The organism is Leifsonia sp. PARNA 1/14 (assembly GCF_055720965.1).
The window spans coordinates 132,405-148,696 of sequence record NZ_JBVQSP010000003.1 but is presented as its reverse complement, the minus strand read 5'-3'; the positions used below and the strand labels follow the sequence as shown (position 1 = coordinate 148,696).

Genomic DNA, 16,292 nt, shown 5'->3' with positions numbered 1-16,292 from the left:
CATCGACGGCGTCACCGCGCTGGAGTACTTCGCCGGCAAGCTCGACCCGGAGGTCGTGCTCGAGATCGACACGTACTGGGTGGTCGTCGGCGGCAAGAACCCCGCAGAGCTGCTGCCGAAGCTCGGCGACCGCGTCGTCGCCCTCCACGTCAAGGACGGCGCCGGGACGACCGACAACAAGGACCAGGTCGCCGTCGGCCAGGGCTCGCTGCCGATCGCCGAGATCATCGCCGCCGCGCCGAACGCACTCCGCGTGATCGAGCTCGACGACTCCCGCGGCGACCGCTTCCAGGCCGTCGCCGACAGCTACGCCTTCCTCACCACCGAGGCGTTCGCGTGACGGGCGGAAAGGTCGGCGTCGGCCTCATCGGCGCCGGTGTCATCAGCAACCAGTACCTCGAGAACCTCACCGCGTTCCCCGACCTCGACGTGCGCTTCGTCGCCGACATCGACCTGGACCGCGCGAAGGCGCAGGCGGAGAAGTTCGGCGTTCCCGGCTCCGGCACGGTGGAGGAGCTCCTCGCCGACGATTCGATCGAGATCGTCGTCAACCTCACCATCCCGAAGGTGCATGTCGAGGTCGCGCTGCAGGCGCTCGCCGCCGGCAAGCACGTGTGGAGCGAGAAGCCGTTCGCGCTCGATCGTGCCAGCGGCGTGCAGCTGCTGGATGCCGCCCACGAGAAGGGCCTGCGCGTCGCCACGGCGCCCGACACCTTCCTCGGCGCCGGCATCCAGTCGGCCCGCCGCCTGGTCGAGAACGGCGGCATCGGCGCCCCACTCACCGCACTGACCCTCCTGCAGAGCGCCGGGCCAGAGTCGTGGCACCCGAACCCGGACTTCCTGTTCCAGGAGGGCGCGGGGCCGCTGTTCGACATCGGCCCCTACTACCTCACCGCCCTGGTGCAGCTGTTCGGCCCGGTCAAGCGCGTGAGCGCCGTCGCCTCCAGGGCCAAGGAGTCCCGCGTCATCGGCTCGGGCCCCCGGGCCGGTGAGTCGTTCGCGGTGACCGTGCCCACGCACGTCAGCGCTCTCTACGAGTTCGAGAGCGGCCAGACCGCGCAGTCGATCTTCAGCTTCGACTCGAAGCTCGGCCGCACGCAGTTCGAGGTCGCCGGCCTCGAGGCGACCCTCGTCGTTCCCGACCCCAACACCTTCGAGGGCGACCTCCTGGTCCACGGAGCCGACGGCGTCGAGACGCTGCCGTCGACCGGAACGACCAACGGCCGCGGCATCGGCGTCGTCGAACTCGCCCGCGCCATCCGCGCCGGCGTGCCCGAGCGCGCCTCGGGCGAGCAGGCCTTCCACGTTCTCGACGTGATGGTGGCGACGATCGAGGCCGGCGAGTCCGGTGTCCCGGTCGAGGTGAAGAGCACCGTCCAGGTCGCTCCCGCCCTCCCCGAGGATTGGGATCCGCGCGCCTCGACTCTGGCCTGACGTCAGGTGCGCAGAACATGTCGGATGACAGACGGAGAGATGTGAGCAGCACCGAGTCGGGCGGCCCGAGCCACCGGGGCGAGAGCACGGCGGGGTCGCGGCTGCGCGTCGCGATCGTCGGCGGCGGTTTCATGGCGGAGGTGCACTCGCGCGCTGCGCGGGCCGCACGGGCCGAGCTGGCCGGCATCGTGTCGTCGACTCCGGAGCGCTCGGCCGCCGCCGCCGAGCGCCTCGGCATCGGCCGCGCGTACGGCTCGCTGGAGGAGGTGCTCGGCGACGACTCGATCGACGTCGTGCACGTCACGACGCCGAACGCCCTGCACGCCTCGCAGGCCGCGGCAGTGCTGGCCTCCGGCAAGGACGTGGTCTGCGAGAAGCCGCTGGCGACGTCGGTGGCCGACGCGGAGGCGCTGGTCGCCGCGGCGGCCGGGCGCATCGCGACCGTGCCGTTCGTGTACCGGTTCCACCCGATGGTGCGGGAGGCTCGGGCACGATTCGCGTCCGGCGCCGCCGGGCAGGTGCTCACCGTCAACGCCTCCTACCTCCAGGACTGGCTGCTGGCCTCCGGCGACGACAACTGGCGCGTCGACGCCGAACAGGGCGGCCGCTCCCGCGCGTTCGCGGACATCGGCTCGCACCTCATCGACCTCGTCGAGTTCGTCAGCGGCGACCGGGTCGCGCGTCTCTCGGCGAAGAAGCGCACCGTGTTCGCCGAGCGGGCAGCGCACGCGGGCATCACCACGGAGGACGCCGCGGCGGTGGTCATCGAGACCGACTCCGGCGCCATCGGCACCCTGCTCGTGTCGCAGGTCGCCCCGGGACGCAAGAACCGGCTGTGGCTGGAGATCGCGGGCAGCGCCGAGAGCGTGGCCTTCGACCAGGAGCAGCCGGAGACGCTGTGGGTCGGCCGTCGCGCCGGCAGCCTCCTGGTGCCCCGCGACGCCGACCAGCTGAGCGCAGACGCCGCGCGACTGTGCGTGGTCCCGTCGGGGCACCCGCAGGGCTACCAGGACGCGTTCAACGCGTTCGTCGCCGACAGCTACGCCGCGGTCGAAGGGGAGACCCCCGACGGACTGCCGCGCTTCGAGGACGGCCTCCGCGCCGTCCGGATCACCGACGCCGTGATCGACTCGGCAGAGTCGGGCACCTGGATCGAGATGGGAACCAATTCATGACTGATGCCGTCGCCGCGAGCACCGCCGAGTCGGGCCGCACGCACCCGGTCACACTGTTCACCGGCCAGTGGGCCGATCTGACGCTGGAGGAGGTGGCGAAGTACGCCTCCGAGTGGGGCTACGACGGCCTGGAGATCGCCTGCTCAGGCGAGCACCTCGACGTCTGGCGGGCCGCGGAGGACGACGCGTACCTCCAGGGCCGCCTCGACATCCTCGAGCGGTACGGCCTGAAGGTCTGGGCGATCTCCAACCATCTCAAGGGCCAGGCCGTCTGCGACGACCCGATCGACTTCCGCCACCAGGCGATCGTCGGCTCGAAGGTGTGGGGCGACGGCGACCCGGAGGGCGTGCGCCAGCGCGCCGCGGAGGAGCTGAAGCTGACCGCGAAGGTCGCCCGCAGGCTCGGCGTGGACACGGTCGTCGGCTTCACCGGCTCCAGCATCTGGCCGTACGTCGCGCAGTTCCCGCCAGTGCCGGCCTCCGTCATCGACGCCGGCTACCAGGACTTCGCCGACCGCTGGAACCCCATCCTCGACGTGTTCGACGGCGAGGGCGTGCGGTTCGCGCACGAGGTGCACCCGTCCGAGATCGCCTACGACTACTGGACGAGCGTGCGCTCGCTGGAGGCCATCGACCACCGCGAGGCGTTCGGCTTCAACTGGGACCCGTCGCACATGATGTGGCAGGACATCGACCCGGTCGGCTTCATCGTGGACTTCAAGGACCGCATCTACCACGTGGACTGCAAGGACACCCGCCTGCGCCCGAAGAACGGACGCGCCGGCGTGCTCGGCTCGCATCTCCCGTGGGGCGACCCGCGCCGCGGCTGGGACTTCGTCTCGACCGGTCACGGGGACGTGCCGTGGGAGGACTCGTTCCGCGCCTTGGAGTCGATCGGCTACAGGGGCCCGATCTCCATCGAGTGGGAGGACGCCGGCATGGACCGCCTGCACGGCGCCGCAGAAGCCGTGGGCTACATCCGTTCGCTGCTCTGGAAGCTCCCGACGGCGTCGTTCGACGCCGCGTTCAGCAACCAGGACTGAGCGTCAGCGGGCCGGCCGGTGCTCGTCACCGGCCGGCCCGGCACCGTCGGCGGTCACCTCGACAGCACGGCGCGACCGTCGATCCAGCGCCCACGCCCGGACTCCCGCGACGATCGACGCCAGGATGACGATTCCCGCCACGAGATAGGCGACCGGCCGGACGCTCGGATTCACCGCCGCGAAGTATCCGATGACCGTGATGAGCACGCCCCAGCTGAGGGCTCCGACCACGTTCGCGGTGAAGAACCTCCAGTACTTCATCGCGCTGATGCCGGCGATCGGCGGGATGAAGACACGACCCCACGGGATGTAACGGCTGATCACGACCGACCACCACCCGAAGAGCTCGTAGAACCGTTCGGCCTTGCGCACTCCCGCCTGCACCCAGCGGCCGCCGCGTCGCGCGAGGTACGGCCTGCCCAGCCTCCGGCCGAGCCAGAAGCCGACCTGGTCACCCAGCACCGCCGCGATACCCACGCCGATCGCAAGCACCCAGATCGAGAGCTCGGAGTGCGTGCCGGTGAGGAGGCCGGCGGCGAAGAGCAGCGAGTCACCGGTGATGAACGGGATGACGACGCCGACGAACAACGCGGTGCCCGCGAAGACCAGGCCCCACACGGCGAGGTAGAAGACGATCGGGCCCACGTCTCCGAGGAAATCCGTGAGGTCGTGGGTCATGCTCCCGAGGGTAGCGGGCCGCGATGTGCGACGTGCAGTCGCTAGGCTCTCGGCGTGGACATCATCCGGGGCGAGGACTGGTACGGGCGCGACCTCGACGGCGTCGAATTCGACGGCACGGAGTTCGTGGACGTCGACATGACGGAGCTGCGGTCGACGGGCGCGACGTTCACCGGGTGCACGTTCCGCAGCGTGCGGTTCAACGTCGGCGAGCACACCGACAGCGCCTTCGTGAACTGCACGTTCATCGGGTGCAACTTCTTCGACGCGGCGTTCCGGCGCTGCAAGTTCACCGGCAGCACGTTCAGCGGCTGCGATTTCGCGTTGCTGAAGGTCGAGGGCGGCAACTGGTCGTTCGTCGACCTCGGCCGTGCGGAGCTGCGCGGCGTCGACTTCACGGGCGTGAAGCTGCGGGAGGCCGATCTGAGCCGCGCGCGCTGCCAGGAGGCCGTGTTCTCGGGCTGCGATCTGTCGGCCGCGGTGCTCGCCGGCGCCGACTTCTCCGCGGCGAACCTGGTCGGCAGCGACCTCACCGGGGTGGACCCCGCCGAAGCGAACCTCCGGGGCGCGACCATCGACGAGCGGCAGGCCGTCCTCCTGGCCGAGGCCGCCGGTCTCACCGTGGTCGGCACACCCTCCTGAACGAACGATTCGTCCCAACACGCCGTCTCGGTCCGCCTCGTGGCGGCGTGTTGGGACGAATCGTCGGGGTCACGCGACCTCTTTCACCTGACCGTGCTTGATGTGGAGGCGGCGCTGCGCGCGCTTGGCCACGGCCGTGTCGTGGGTGACGACGATCACGGTGAGGCCGCGATCGCGCCACAGGCCCTCGAGGAGGTCCATGATCTCGTCCCTGGTCTCCTCGTCGAGGTTGCCCGTCGGCTCGTCGGCGAGCAGCACCTCCGGGTTCTTCACCAGCGCGCGGGCGATAGCGACGCGCTGCTGCTGACCTCCCGAGAGCTCGGACGGCAGGTGGCTGCCGCGGTCCGCGAGACCGACGGAGGCCAGTGCCTCGGCGGCCCGGCGCTTGCGCTCCTCCGCGCTGACCTTCAGCGGGGCGAGCGCGGTCTCCACGTTCTCCTGCGCGGTCAGCGTGGGGATCAGGTTGAAGCCTTGGAAGACGAACCCGATCTCGTTGGCGCGGATATCGGTCAGCTTGCCGTCGCCGAGCTTCGACAGGCTCGCAGGTCCCAGCTCGACCGACCCCGAAGTGGGGCGGTCGAGCGCGCCGAGCATCTGCAGCAGCGTGGACTTGCCTCCGCCGGTCGGGCCCTGGATGGCGACGAGCTGCCCGTCGGGGATCTCCAGGGTGACATCGTTGAGGGCGATGACCTCGCGCTTGGACTGGGTGTACTTCTTGGTGACGTTCGTGAGGGTGTACACGATGACTCCTTCTGGTCGTCTCGACCGGGTCAGGCGACCGAGCGCAGTGCGGCGGCGGGGCGGAGGCGGGAGGCGCGCCAGCCGCCGATGGCGCCGGCGATCAGTCCGCCGAGGATGGCGAGGGCGACGGCGCCGACGATGATCCAGAGGGTCACCGGAGCGTGCAGTGCGATGTCGGCCGTGGCGCTGGAGGCCGCCCGGCGGACCCCGGCGAACGCGCCGTTGCCGCCGCCGAAGCCGCCGCCGCCCTCACCGCCGCCGGTGCCCGTGCCCCCGGTGCCGACGGCTCCGTTCGCACCGGTCCGACCGGCAGCATTGGCGAAGCCGGAGCCGATGCTGCCGGTCAGAGTCGGGGAGATCACGTTGACCACGAAGACGCCGATCAGTCCCACCGCGACGCCGATGACGCCGCCGATGAGGCCCTGCACGATCGACTCGCCGGCGACCTGGCCGGTGATGCGGCGGTTGGACCAGCCGATCGCCTTCAGGGTGCCGAACTCGCGGGTGCGGCGGGTCACGCCGGAGATGGTGAACAGGATCGCGATGAGGAACGCCGCGGCGAGCACGATCACCGACAGCCAGGTGCCGAGGTTCGCGATCAGCTGGCCGGCGCTCCCGAGGGAGCCGGAGACGCTGGAGGCCAGGTCGGCCTGCGTGCTGACGGTCGCGCCGGGCAGCGCCTTGGTCAGGTCGGTCTTGATCTGGTCGATGTCGCTGGCGGACGCGGCCGTGATGTACACCGACGAGACCTTGGAGGCCTGGCCGGACAGGGTCTGCGCGACGTCGAGCGGGATGTACGCGTTCGAGGCTGTCGTGGAGTCCGCGCCGGTGGCCGAGACGATGCCGATGACCTTGAAGTCGGTTCCGCCGATGGTGAGAGTGTCGCCGACGGCTTTGCTCGCGCTCTTCGCGTATGCGGCGTCGAGCACGACGACGTCGGCGCCCTTGTCGGAGGCGGTGAAGGTGCGCCCGCTCGAGAGCGTGACCGACGACAGCGGCCCGACGGACTTGCCGGCCGGGTCGAGGCCCATCACCGAGAAGGAGTCGACCGAGAACGAGCTGCCGCCCGCGCCGTCCGCGCCTCCGGTCGGCGGGGGAGTGCTCTCGGTCTGGGCGCCTCCCGCCTGACGCTGCTCGCGCAGCTGCTGAAAGTTCGGGAGGGTACCGCTGAAGCTCGTGTTGGTCAACGACAGCACCGCGGCGGCGGACTGGACGTTGTCGACCTTCTTGGCGGTGGTGAGGGTGGACGCGTCCATCACCGTGGCGCCGCGAGTGGGCTCCAGGCGGGAGGTGTTGACCTGCCGGCCCGAGCCGGTGTCGGTTCCCGCACCGGCGCCGAAGTCGAAGCGCGGGCCTCCGCCCTGCGCCTGCTGGGTGGTCGCGTTCTGCGCGGTCGCGGGCTGCGAGACGGTGATGTCGGTCCCGACCCCGTAGACGGACTGCAGCACGCTGGCCTGCGCGTCCTTGACGCCGGCGGAGACCGCGTTGACGATGATGACGAGCGCGATCGCGAGGGCCATGCCGATCGCGATGATGACCGTCTGCTTGCGGCGATTGAGGAGCTCGCGCCGCAGATATGTCCCGAACATTGGCTTCCATATCTCTGGGTCGGAAAGAAGAGTCATCGGGACGGTAGATTCGGCGGTTTTCGGCTCACTGTGGCGAAGCTATGTTTTCGCCGAGTGCCCGGGCGAAGCCTCTCAGAAGGTTCATAGGTTTCACAAAGTCACTGTCAAGTGCACTCCTCATAATGGGAAAGGTGACCATCAACGCCCGCGCCGCCTCCGGCTCCTCCAGCCAGCCCCGTACCCTCCTGCGCCGCGCCGACGGCAGCTCGATCCGCGTCCTCGTCGTCGATGACGAGGCGACGCTGACCGACCTGCTCGCCATGGCGCTCCACTATGAGGACTGGGAGGTCAAGACGGCCTCCAACGGGCAGCAGGCGCTGCAGCTGTCACGCGAGTTCAAGCCCGACGTCGTCGTGCTCGACATCATGCTGCCCGACATCGACGGGTTGCAGGTGCTGTCGCGGATGCGCGCCGACGGCAACGAAGCGCCCGTGCTGTTCCTGACGGCGAAGGACTCCCTCGACGACCGCATCGCCGGCCTCACCGCGGGCGGCGACGACTACGTCACGAAGCCGTTCAGCCTGGAGGAGCTGGTCGCCCGGCTCCGCGGCCTGCTGCGCCGGTCACGCGCGGCGGTCGCCGACCAGGACGACCCGGTGCTCATCGTCGGCGACCTCGTTCTCGACGAGGACAGCTACGAGGTGCACCGCGACGGCGACCCGATCCAGCTGACGGCCACCGAGTTCGAGCTGCTCCGCTTCCTGATGCGCAACCCGCGGCGCGTGCTCAGCAAGGCGCAGATCCTCGACCGGGTGTGGTCATACGACTTCGGCGGATCCTCCAGCGTCGTCGAGCTCTACATCTCGTACCTGCGCAAGAAGATCGACGCCGGCCGTCCGCCGATGATCCACACCGTCCGTGGCGCCGGCTACATGGTGAAGGCCGCGCAATGACCGCTGCCCGCACTGCGGGCGCCCCGACCTCCGGCCGTGAGCGCGCCCGGCGCTTCGGCCTCCGTCCGTTCCGCTCCTGGACGCTGCGCAGCCGCGTGGTGCTCGTCGTGGTCGCGATGCTCGCGGTGCTCGGTGCGGTGATCGGCACGGTCAGCGTCCTCGCGCTGCAGAACTACCTGATGGAGCGGCTGGACCAGCAGCTGACCAGTGCACTCTCGCGCGGCCAGCACGCGGCCGATCGCATCTACGGCGATCAGCCGACAGGCCCGGACGTGATCGGGATCGTCCAGACACCCGGACAGCAGACAGGAACGTTCGGCGTCATCCGGAGCGGCACGAACCTCCTCTACCCCGTGATCCTGTCGGACCGCCCGCCGTCCTCGTCTTCGGATCAGCCGGTGGCGCCGCAGCGCGTCCCGATCGAGACCTCGGCGCTCATCACGCTCCCAGCGGACCAGACGCCGCGGACGATCGATCTGGGTCCGACCCTCGGCTCGTACCGCATCGCCGCGGCCCAGCTCGACAACGGCGACAGCGTCATCATCGGTCTTCCCCTGAGTGACGTGAACGCCACGATCCAGCAGCTCACCCTCGTCATCGTGCTGGTGACCCTCGCGGGACTGGTCTTCGCCTTCCTGATCGCCAGCTTCGTCGTCCGACTGGCGATGAAACCCCTGGCACGCGTCGCGTCGACCGCCGAGCAGGTGGCGCACATGCCGCTCGACCGCGGCGACGTGGCACTCTCGGTGCGCGTGCCCGAAGCCGACACCGACCAGCACACGGAGGTCGGCAAGGTCGGCTCCGCACTCAACCGGATGCTCGGCCACGTCGCGTCTGCTTTGACCGCGCGCCAGGCGAGCGAGCAGAAGGTGCGGCAGTTCGTCGCCGACGCCAGCCACGAGCTCCGTACGCCGCTCGCCTCCATCCGCGGCTACGCCGAGCTGACCCGGCGCTCGCCGCACGAGCTGCCGCAAGACATCACCCGCTCGATCGGCCGCATCGAGTCGGAGGCCACCCGGATGACCTCCCTGGTGGAGGACCTGCTGCTGCTCGCCCGGCTCGACGAGGGGCGCGAGCTCGACCACGACCCCGTGGATCTCTCGCTCCTGCTGATCGACGCCCTCAGCGACGCGCACGCCGCCGGCCCGGACCACATCTGGACCATCGAACTGCCGGAGGAGCCGGTAGAGGTGTCGGGCGACGCCCCGCGACTGCATCAGGTGGTCATGAACCTGCTCGCCAACGCTCGGGTCCACACGCCGGAGGGGACCAGGGTCATCGCCTCGCTGGCCGTGGACACCGCTGCGCAGGAGGCGGTCGTGACGGTGGCCGACGACGGTCCCGGCATCCCGGAGGAGCTCCAGGCGACGCTGTTCGAACGGTTCGCGCGCGGGGACAGCAGCCGCAACCGCGCCACTGGGTCCACGGGCCTGGGGCTCGCGATCGTGCAGGCGGTCGTGGGGGCGCACGGCGGCACGGTGACCGTGGTCAGCGAGCCGGGGTCGACCGTCTTCACGGTGCGACTGCCGCTGGCGCCGGTGAACCCGCAGGTGGGAGCAGCGTCCGCAGAGACGGCGCCGGCCGACCCCGGGACCGCCGACACCTCCGCGATCGACTCCGACCCCGCCGAGACGCACGGAGCGGTGCGGGAGTGACCGCTGCGGTCCTTCCGACCGTCGCGTACGGCGACCCGTCCGCTCCTCCGCTGATCCTGCTGCGGGGGCTTCCGTCGGAGCCCGGGCGCGCCCGCGGCCTCGACGCCCTCACCGAGCGCTGCATCGTGGGTGGTCCCGCCCGGTCGCACCGCGTGCACGCCGTCGGCCGGCCCGCGCACCTCGCGCAGGGGGCGACCATGGCCGAGATCGCCGCTCTCTACGCGGGAGTGCTGCGGCGCCGGTTCGGCGCTCCGGCCGCGGTGATGGGAGTGTCGACCGGAGCGAGCATCGCCCTGCAGCTCGCGACCGACCATCCCGACCTGGTCAGTTCGCTGGTGGTGGCGGCGGGCGCGGCCGCGCTCGGCGCCGCGGGCCGGGCCGTCCAGCGCCGGTACGCCGACCTCCTCGCCCGCGACGAGCGGGTGGCGACGAGCGAGCTGGCCGTCGCGACGATGGATTCCCCTCTCCTGGCGCCGGCTGTCCGCCTCGTCACGCGGATGCTGCCCGGGCCGGCCGACCCGGCGGGCCTGCGCGTGCTGGTGGAGGCCGAGGACGGCTACGACGTGCGCGACCGGCTCTGCCGCGTGGCCGCGCCGGTGCTGGTCGTCTCGGGCGGACGCGACGTCTTCTACCCGCTCGACCTCGCCACCGAGACGGTGCGCGGCCTTCCGAGCGCCACCCACGTCGTGTACCCGAACCGGTCGCACGCGGGCGTGCCGCTGCATCCCCGGTTCGGTCGCGACGTCGGGGAGTTCTTGCGCGCCCAGCTCCCGGGCGCCCGTGATCAGTCCCGCGATTTGCGCGCGTAGGGGTCGATCCCGTACTCTTGACGGAGCCAAAGACCGCTGGTCGACGTGCATGCACGTCCGAAGTTCCACTCAGGTGGAGGCCCGCGCAGGTGTGTGAAGCACTTCCCGCAGTTCTCTGCGATGACGAGCTCCGTGCCCTGCGCCGGAGCTTTTTTCTTTGCCCGCGGTCGAGGCGCACACCGCTCCCGCGGTGTGCGAGAAGACAACCGAGGAGTAGCCATGGCGAACAAGGAAGCCACGGTCGCCGAGCTCGAAGGACTGTTCGAGAGCTCGACCGCCGTTCTGCTGACCGAGTACCGCGGTCTCACTGTTGCTCAGCTCAAGACGCTGCGCAAGTCCATCAGTGAGCACGCGACGTACGCCGTGGTGAAGAACACGCTGACCAAGATCGCGGCCAACAACCAGGGAATCTCGTCGTTCGACGACGAGCTGGTCGGGCCGTCCGCGATCGCGTTCGTGCACGGCGACCCCGTCGCCGTCGCGAAGGCTCTGCGCGACTTCACCAAGGCAAACCCTCTGCTGGTGGTCAAGGGCGGTTACTTCGACGGTAACCCGCTGACCGCAGAAGAGGTAGGCAAGCTCGCCGACCTCGAGTCCCGTGAGGTTCTGCTGGCCAAGCTGGCCGGCGCCTTCAAGGCCTCGCTGTTCGGAGCCGCATATCTGTTCAACGCACCGCTGTCGCAGGCCGTTCGCACGGTCGACGCGCTGCGTGAGAAGCAGGAGTCCGCTGCCTAAGTCCCTCAGGGCTTACAAGCGGTGAGTAACCACACACACTAAGGAGAAAATCATGGCAAAGCTGTCGACTGACGAGCTGCTCGACGCGTTCAAGGAGCTCACGCTCATCGAGCTCAGCGAGTTCGTGAAGAAGTTCGAGGAGACCTTCGAGGTCACCGCCGCCGCTCCCGTCGCCGTGGCCGCCCCGGCCGCCGGTGGTGCGGGTGCCGCTGCCGAAGAGGTCGAGGAGAAGGACTCGTTCGACGTCGTCCTCGAGGCCGCCGGTGACAAGAAGATCCAGGTCATCAAGGAGGTGCGCGCCCTCACCAGCCTCGGCCTCGGTGAGGCGAAGGCCCTCGTCGACGGCGCACCGAGCACCGTGCTCGAGGGCGCCAACAAGGAGACCGCCGAGAAGGCGAAGGCTCAGCTCGAAGAGGCTGGCGCCACCGTCAACCTCAAGTAGTCGACGCCCCGTCGGGGCTTCTTCTACCGCAGGCTGACACAGCCACGCGACGCGGACTCCTTCTGTAACAGAGTGTTCCGCGTTGTGGAGGGCGTCGCCCCCGTAACGGGGCGGCGCCCTCCGTGCCTTTAACCCCCAGTGGTTTCAGGGCACGTCGGCCGACGCAGCGCGGACGCTCGTCCCACCAGAGCGTCCGATCGCGCCCGCCTGCGTGCATCGGTGTGCAAGGACGCACAACCGGAAGAAGAAACCACGATGAATACCTGGCGTACCCTCGCCTCCACCCTGCGCGGTCTCGGGGCCGCGCTCCTGCACGGTGACCACCGCGACGACGGCGCTCACCCGCCGGATCTGTACCGCAGGACCCTCCTGTACGACCGGTACCTGCGGTAGACCCGAACCAGAACGCGAGCGCCCTCATCCCGTGTGGATGAGGGCGTTCGTGCGTGCGCCGCCCTAGGGTCGGAGGGTGGAGAGCGAAGACGAGGCCCGCATCGCCTACGACCTGGTCGCCGAGGACTACGCGGCCCTGCTCGAGGACGAGCTCGAGAAGCTGCCGCTCGAACGGGCGATGCTGACCGCCTTCGTCGAGCAGGTTCAGGCGGCCGGGGGAGGCCGGATCGCCGACCTCGGCTGCGGGCCCGGACGCGTAGCCGGCTACCTGGCGGGCATCGGAGCGGACGTCTGCGGGGTCGACCTCTCGCCCGGCATGGTGGAGGTCGCGCGGCGAGACCACCCGCGCATCGCGTTCGACGTGGCCTCGATGACCGCCCTTCCGTTCGGCGATGGAGCGCTGGCGGGGGCGTTGGCGTGGTATTCGATCATCCACATTCCGCAGAACGTTCAGGACGCGGTGTTCGCCGAGTTCACGCGAGTGCTGCAGCCGACCGGATGGCTGCTGCTGGCGTTCCAGGTCAGTGAGACCGGCGACGAGGATGTCGTGCACCTGCGCCAGGCCTACGGGCACGAGATCGATCTGCGCACGCGCCGCCAGTCACCCGCTCGCGTGCGGCGCCGTCTCACCGACGCCGGCTTCGCGGTGCGCGCCGAACTGGTGCGCGAGCCGGTCGCACGGGAGAAGTCGCGGCAGGCGTTGGTGCTCGCTCAGCGCGTGGATTGATTTATATAGGCTAGCTATGTAAAATGGTTGCGTGACCGAGATCCTGTCCTCCACCGCCAGCACCGACACTGCACAGCTCCGCCAGACGCTCGGCGACCTCGTCGTCGCCAGCCACCGGCTCACCCGCCTCGCGGCACGCGTCACGGGCAACACCGAATCGCCGGCCACCTGGCGCACGCTGAGCGTGCTCCAGAGCGCCGGGCCGATGCGCCTGGGCGAACTCGCCGCCCAGAGCCGCGTCTCGCAGCCCACGATGACCAAGATCGTGCGCAATCTGGTGGAATCGGAGTGGGTCAAGCGCATCGCCGACACCGACGACGCGCGCGCCTGGCAGATCGCGATCACCACCGCGGGCGCCGACGCGCTCCAGGCGTGGCGCGACGCCCTGTCGGATGCGCTGGTCCCGATGTTCGCCGACCTCACCGAAGACGAGCTCGCCGCGATGCGCTGCACGGTCGAGGTCATCGCCTCGCGCGCCGAGCTCTCCACTGCCGCGTCCGCGGCCGTCGCCGGGCGCTGACGTTTCGCCCCGTCCCTCACCACCAGCACAGTTCCATCACCACCCGCACAATCGCCGAGGAGGCCTCACCCGTCCATGTCCCATCAGAAGCCGGACAACATCCTCAAGCAGCCGACCGCCGTCTGGGCGGTCGCCTTCGCGTCGGTCATCGCGTTCATGGGAATCGGTCTCGTCGACCCGATCCTCCCGGCGATCGCGGCCAGCCTGCGGGCGACGCCGACCCAGACCGAGATGCTCTTCACGAGCTACCTGCTGATCACGGGTGTCGCCATGTTCTTCACCAGCTGGATCTCGAGCCGGATCGGCGCCAAGCGCACACTGCTGATCGGCTTGGCGCTGATCGTCGTCTTCGCGCTCGCCGCAGGCCTCTCGCAGAACGTCGCCTCGATCATCGGCTTCCGCGCGGGCTGGGGACTCGGTAACGCCCTCTTCATCTCCACCGCTCTGGCGACGATCGTGGGCGCCGCCGCCGGCGGCACCTCGGCAGCCATCATCCTGTACGAGGCGGCTCTCGGACTCGGCATCGCGATCGGCCCGCTCCTCGGCGGTCTGCTGGGCAGCTGGAGCTGGCGCGGCCCGTTCTTCGGCACCGCGACTCTGATGGCGATCGGCTTCATCGCGATCGTCGTCATGCTCAAGAAGAACCTGGAGAAGCCGGAGCCGACGAAGCTGTCCGCCCCGTTCCGTGCGCTCGGGCGCCCCGCCCTCGGCTTCCTGGCCGGTGCCGCGCTGTTCTACAACATCGGCTTCTTCGTGCTCCTGGCGTACACGCCGTTCGCTCTCGCCGCCCTCGGTATCACCGATGCGATCACCCTCGGCCTCATCTTCTTCGGATGGGGCGTCGCTCTCGCTGTCACCTCGGTATGGGTCGCGCCGCTGCTGACGTCCCGGCTTCCGCGAACGCGGGTGCTGTGGCTCATCATGCCGCTGCTCGCGCTCGACCTCGCCGCGGCGGGCCTGTTCGCGGCCTCGATCGCAGCGCTGATCGTCTGCGTGATCGTGGGTGGCTTGCTCCTGGGCATCCTCAACACCGTGCTGACGGAGTGCGTGATGGAGGCCACCGACCTCCCGCGGTCCGTCGCCTCGAGCGCGTACTCCGGAGTCCGCTTCCTGGGCGGCGCGATCGCCCCGCCCGCGGCCACGCTCCTCGCCGATGTGTTCACGCGGGCGACGCCGTTCTATGCGGGTGCGATCTCCGTCCTGGTGGCCGCGGCCCTGGTCATGCTGGGCCACAAGCACCTCCGCCGTGTCGACGCCCCGCACGAGACTCCGCAGCAGGAGGCGGAGATCCTCGCCCTCGCCGACGCCGACTGACGCCTTGCAAGCGAAGAGCCGCCCTGTCCTAGTCAGGGCGGCTCTTCCCGTACCCGCGCCAGAAGCGCAGAGCCCGGACGGCCGTCGGCTCGCGATCGTGCCTACCCGAAAGGCGCGATCGGCCAACGACCTTTACATATTGTTTCAGATCGTGCGGGCTCGATCGTCCATATCAGACCAGAGTCGCCCGAATCGCGTCGGATTCGTCAGCGCGGGGGAGCGGTGGACGACCGCACGATGAGTGACGCCTCCGCCCGCACCGACTGGGAGCGGGGCTCGGCCCCGCCCAATTCGTCGAGCAGGATGCGGGTCGCGACCGCGCCCTGCTCGAAGGGGCTTTGGGCCATCGTCGTCAGCCCGAAGCACGCGGAGAAGTCGTGGTCGTCGATGCCGATGACCGACAGGTCGTCCGGCACCCGCAGACCGTGATCGCCCGCGGCGAGGATCGCACCCATAGCCATCTCGTCGGAGCCGGCGAACACCGCGGTCGGCCGCGGTCCCGGCCGGTCGAGAAGCCGGTTCATCGCCGCGCGGCCCTCCGGAAGCGTGAAGCCGCCGGGGATGACCCACTCGGGCCGAACCGGCAGGTGCGCGGAGCGCATGGCCTTCTCGAACCCGCGCAGCCTCCCCATCGGGACGTTGCTGTTCAGCCCCTCCTCGTCTTCGCCGCCGAGGTGGGCGATGTCGGTGTGACCGAGGCCGATGAGGTGCTCGGTCGCCGAGCGCGCTGTCGCCTTCTCGTCGATCCCGACGCTGCGCAGCCCCTTGACCGGCCCTCCGACGACCATCGTCGGGTGGCCCAGGGAGGCGAGCTGCTCGCGCTCGTCCGGCGTGAAGTCGAGGCACAGCGCGAGGAGGGCGTCCGTGCGCTTGCGCAGGATGCTGCGGTGGAAGACGCGCTCCCGGTCTCCCCGGTGGCCACCGAGGTTGAACAGGATCATGTCATAGCTGGCAGAACGGAGTTCGGAGTCGACACCCTCCAGCACCTGCGTGTAGAACCACCGGCTGACCGACGGGACGACGACGCCCAATGCGAGCGTGCGCCCGCTCGCCAGCCCCGACGCGCTCGACGACGCGACGTAGCCGAGTTCGTCGGCGGCGCGTCGCACAGCGGCGCGCGTGGTGTCGGACACGTTCGGGAGCCCCCGTAGCGCCCGCGAGACCGTCGCCGTGGAGACGCCGGTCGCGCGCGCGACCTCCTCGATACCAGCCATGCGCGTCCCGTCAGGAGTCTTGGGCCGCCCGCGCCTCTTCAGCCCTCAGGCGCGCCGCCGCCATGCGGCGGCGCGCCTGCAGGAGCAGTATGAAGATGACGACGAGCGTGAGCGAGACCAGCGCCCAGGCGAGCGCGGGTTGGCCGGTGAGCTCGCAGACCGCTGTGATGATCACGAACGCCACCGCGAAGAAGCCGACGAAGCCGAGGCCGACGTCGATGTACTCCCTCGGGTCGTTCCTGCGCATCA

General features: G+C 69.9%; 19 protein-coding genes. 14 read left to right on the top strand and 5 right to left on the bottom strand.

Going from position 1 to position 16,292, the window contains the following annotated elements; genetic code table 11:
• The 4 genes from AC0HS0_RS10200 to AC0HS0_RS10185 form a co-directional block, all read left to right on the top strand.
• Positions 1-340 (top strand): sugar phosphate isomerase/epimerase family protein (locus tag AC0HS0_RS10200; protein ID WP_472963782.1); only part of this gene is annotated, 340 nt, incomplete at its 5' end.
• On the top strand, positions 337-1,434 hold the full coding sequence (locus AC0HS0_RS10195) for a Gfo/Idh/MocA family protein (protein WP_472963780.1): 1,098 nt from the start codon (positions 337-339) through the stop codon (positions 1,432-1,434). The genes AC0HS0_RS10200 and AC0HS0_RS10195, both read left to right, overlap by 4 nt.
• A 41-nt stretch (positions 1,435-1,475) precedes the next feature.
• Complete coding sequence (locus AC0HS0_RS10190; protein WP_472963777.1) at positions 1,476-2,609, top strand: Gfo/Idh/MocA family protein; 1,134 nt, start codon at positions 1,476-1,478, stop codon at positions 2,607-2,609.
• Positions 2,606-3,652 carry a sugar phosphate isomerase/epimerase family protein gene (locus AC0HS0_RS10185; RefSeq protein WP_472963775.1) on the top strand — a complete coding sequence of 349 codons (1,047 nt, stop codon included), beginning with the start codon at positions 2,606-2,608 and terminating at the stop codon, positions 3,650-3,652. The genes AC0HS0_RS10190 and AC0HS0_RS10185 overlap by 4 nt, the downstream gene beginning before the upstream one ends.
• 3 nt (positions 3,653-3,655) lie before the next feature.
• Here AC0HS0_RS10185 and AC0HS0_RS10180 read toward each other — a convergent pair whose 3' ends face one another.
• A complete protein-coding gene (locus AC0HS0_RS10180) occupies positions 3,656-4,330 on the bottom strand; it encodes a DedA family protein (RefSeq protein WP_472963772.1) in 675 nt (224 codons plus the stop codon).
• A 54-nt stretch (positions 4,331-4,384) separates the two neighbouring features.
• On the opposite strand from AC0HS0_RS10180, the gene AC0HS0_RS10175 reads away from it, so the two are divergent.
• Complete coding sequence (locus tag AC0HS0_RS10175; RefSeq protein WP_472963770.1) at positions 4,385-4,972, top strand: pentapeptide repeat-containing protein; 588 nt, start codon at positions 4,385-4,387, stop codon at positions 4,970-4,972.
• Between the two features lie 69 nt (positions 4,973-5,041).
• On the opposite strand, the gene AC0HS0_RS10170 is transcribed toward AC0HS0_RS10175, so the two are convergent.
• Both AC0HS0_RS10170 and AC0HS0_RS10165 read right to left on the bottom strand, forming a co-directional pair.
• Positions 5,042-5,713, bottom strand: a complete 672-nt coding sequence (locus AC0HS0_RS10170; RefSeq protein WP_472963768.1) for an ABC transporter ATP-binding protein — start codon at positions 5,711-5,713, stop codon at positions 5,042-5,044.
• A gap of 29 nt (positions 5,714-5,742) precedes the next feature.
• On the bottom strand, positions 5,743-7,302 hold the full coding sequence (locus tag AC0HS0_RS10165) for an ABC transporter permease (protein WP_472963765.1): 1,560 nt from the start codon (positions 7,300-7,302) through the stop codon (positions 5,743-5,745).
• Positions 7,303-7,463: 161 nt separating this feature from the next.
• On the opposite strand from AC0HS0_RS10165, the gene AC0HS0_RS10160 reads away from it, so the two are divergent.
• The 9 genes from AC0HS0_RS10160 (at position 7,464) to AC0HS0_RS10120 (ending at position 14,829) form a co-directional block, all read left to right on the top strand.
• Entirely contained in the window at positions 7,464-8,234 is a 771-nt protein-coding gene (locus AC0HS0_RS10160) for a response regulator transcription factor (protein WP_472963763.1), read from the top strand.
• On the top strand, positions 8,231-9,889 hold the full coding sequence (locus tag AC0HS0_RS10155; protein ID WP_472963761.1) for a sensor histidine kinase: 1,659 nt from the start codon (positions 8,231-8,233) through the stop codon (positions 9,887-9,889). The genes AC0HS0_RS10160 and AC0HS0_RS10155 overlap by 4 nt, the downstream gene beginning before the upstream one ends.
• Positions 9,886-10,698 (top strand): alpha/beta fold hydrolase, encoded by an 813-nt coding sequence (locus AC0HS0_RS10150; RefSeq protein ID WP_472963758.1) that lies wholly within the window; start codon positions 9,886-9,888, stop codon positions 10,696-10,698. The genes AC0HS0_RS10155 and AC0HS0_RS10150 overlap by 4 nt, the downstream gene beginning before the upstream one ends.
• Positions 10,699-10,917: 219 nt before the next feature.
• Positions 10,918-11,433 carry a 50S ribosomal protein L10 gene (rplJ, locus tag AC0HS0_RS10145; RefSeq protein WP_472963755.1) on the top strand — a complete coding sequence of 172 codons (516 nt, stop codon included), beginning with the start codon at positions 10,918-10,920 and terminating at the stop codon, positions 11,431-11,433.
• 52 nt (positions 11,434-11,485) lie between these two features.
• Positions 11,486-11,875, top strand: coding sequence for a 50S ribosomal protein L7/L12 (rplL, locus tag AC0HS0_RS10140; protein WP_208041109.1), 390 nt, complete (start codon positions 11,486-11,488; stop codon positions 11,873-11,875).
• A 255-nt stretch (positions 11,876-12,130) separates the two neighbouring features.
• Entirely contained in the window at positions 12,131-12,268 is a 138-nt protein-coding gene (locus AC0HS0_RS10135; RefSeq protein WP_472963752.1) for a hypothetical protein, read from the top strand.
• 76 nt (positions 12,269-12,344) lie between these two features.
• On the top strand, positions 12,345-12,995 hold the full coding sequence (locus AC0HS0_RS10130; protein WP_472963749.1) for a class I SAM-dependent DNA methyltransferase: 651 nt from the start codon (positions 12,345-12,347) through the stop codon (positions 12,993-12,995).
• A gap of 31 nt (positions 12,996-13,026) precedes the next feature.
• Positions 13,027-13,515: a MarR family winged helix-turn-helix transcriptional regulator gene (locus AC0HS0_RS10125; protein WP_472963747.1), complete on the top strand. Its 489-nt coding sequence runs from the start codon at positions 13,027-13,029 to the stop codon at positions 13,513-13,515.
• A gap of 75 nt (positions 13,516-13,590) precedes the next feature.
• Positions 13,591-14,829, top strand: a complete 1,239-nt coding sequence (locus tag AC0HS0_RS10120) for an MFS transporter (protein WP_472963744.1) — start codon at positions 13,591-13,593, stop codon at positions 14,827-14,829.
• 206 nt (positions 14,830-15,035) lie between these two features.
• Here the strand turns inward: AC0HS0_RS10120 and AC0HS0_RS10115 are convergent, their stop codons facing one another.
• Both AC0HS0_RS10115 and AC0HS0_RS10110 read right to left on the bottom strand, forming a co-directional pair.
• The gene (locus AC0HS0_RS10115; protein WP_472963741.1) at positions 15,036-16,043 is read right to left on the bottom strand and encodes a LacI family DNA-binding transcriptional regulator; all 1,008 of its coding nucleotides are present in this window, start codon (positions 16,041-16,043) and stop codon (positions 15,036-15,038) included.
• Positions 16,044-16,053: 10 nt separating this feature from the next.
• Positions 16,054-16,290, bottom strand: a complete 237-nt coding sequence (locus AC0HS0_RS10110) for a hypothetical protein (RefSeq protein WP_472963738.1) — start codon at positions 16,288-16,290, stop codon at positions 16,054-16,056.
• Between the last annotated feature and the right edge of the window lie 2 nt (positions 16,291-16,292).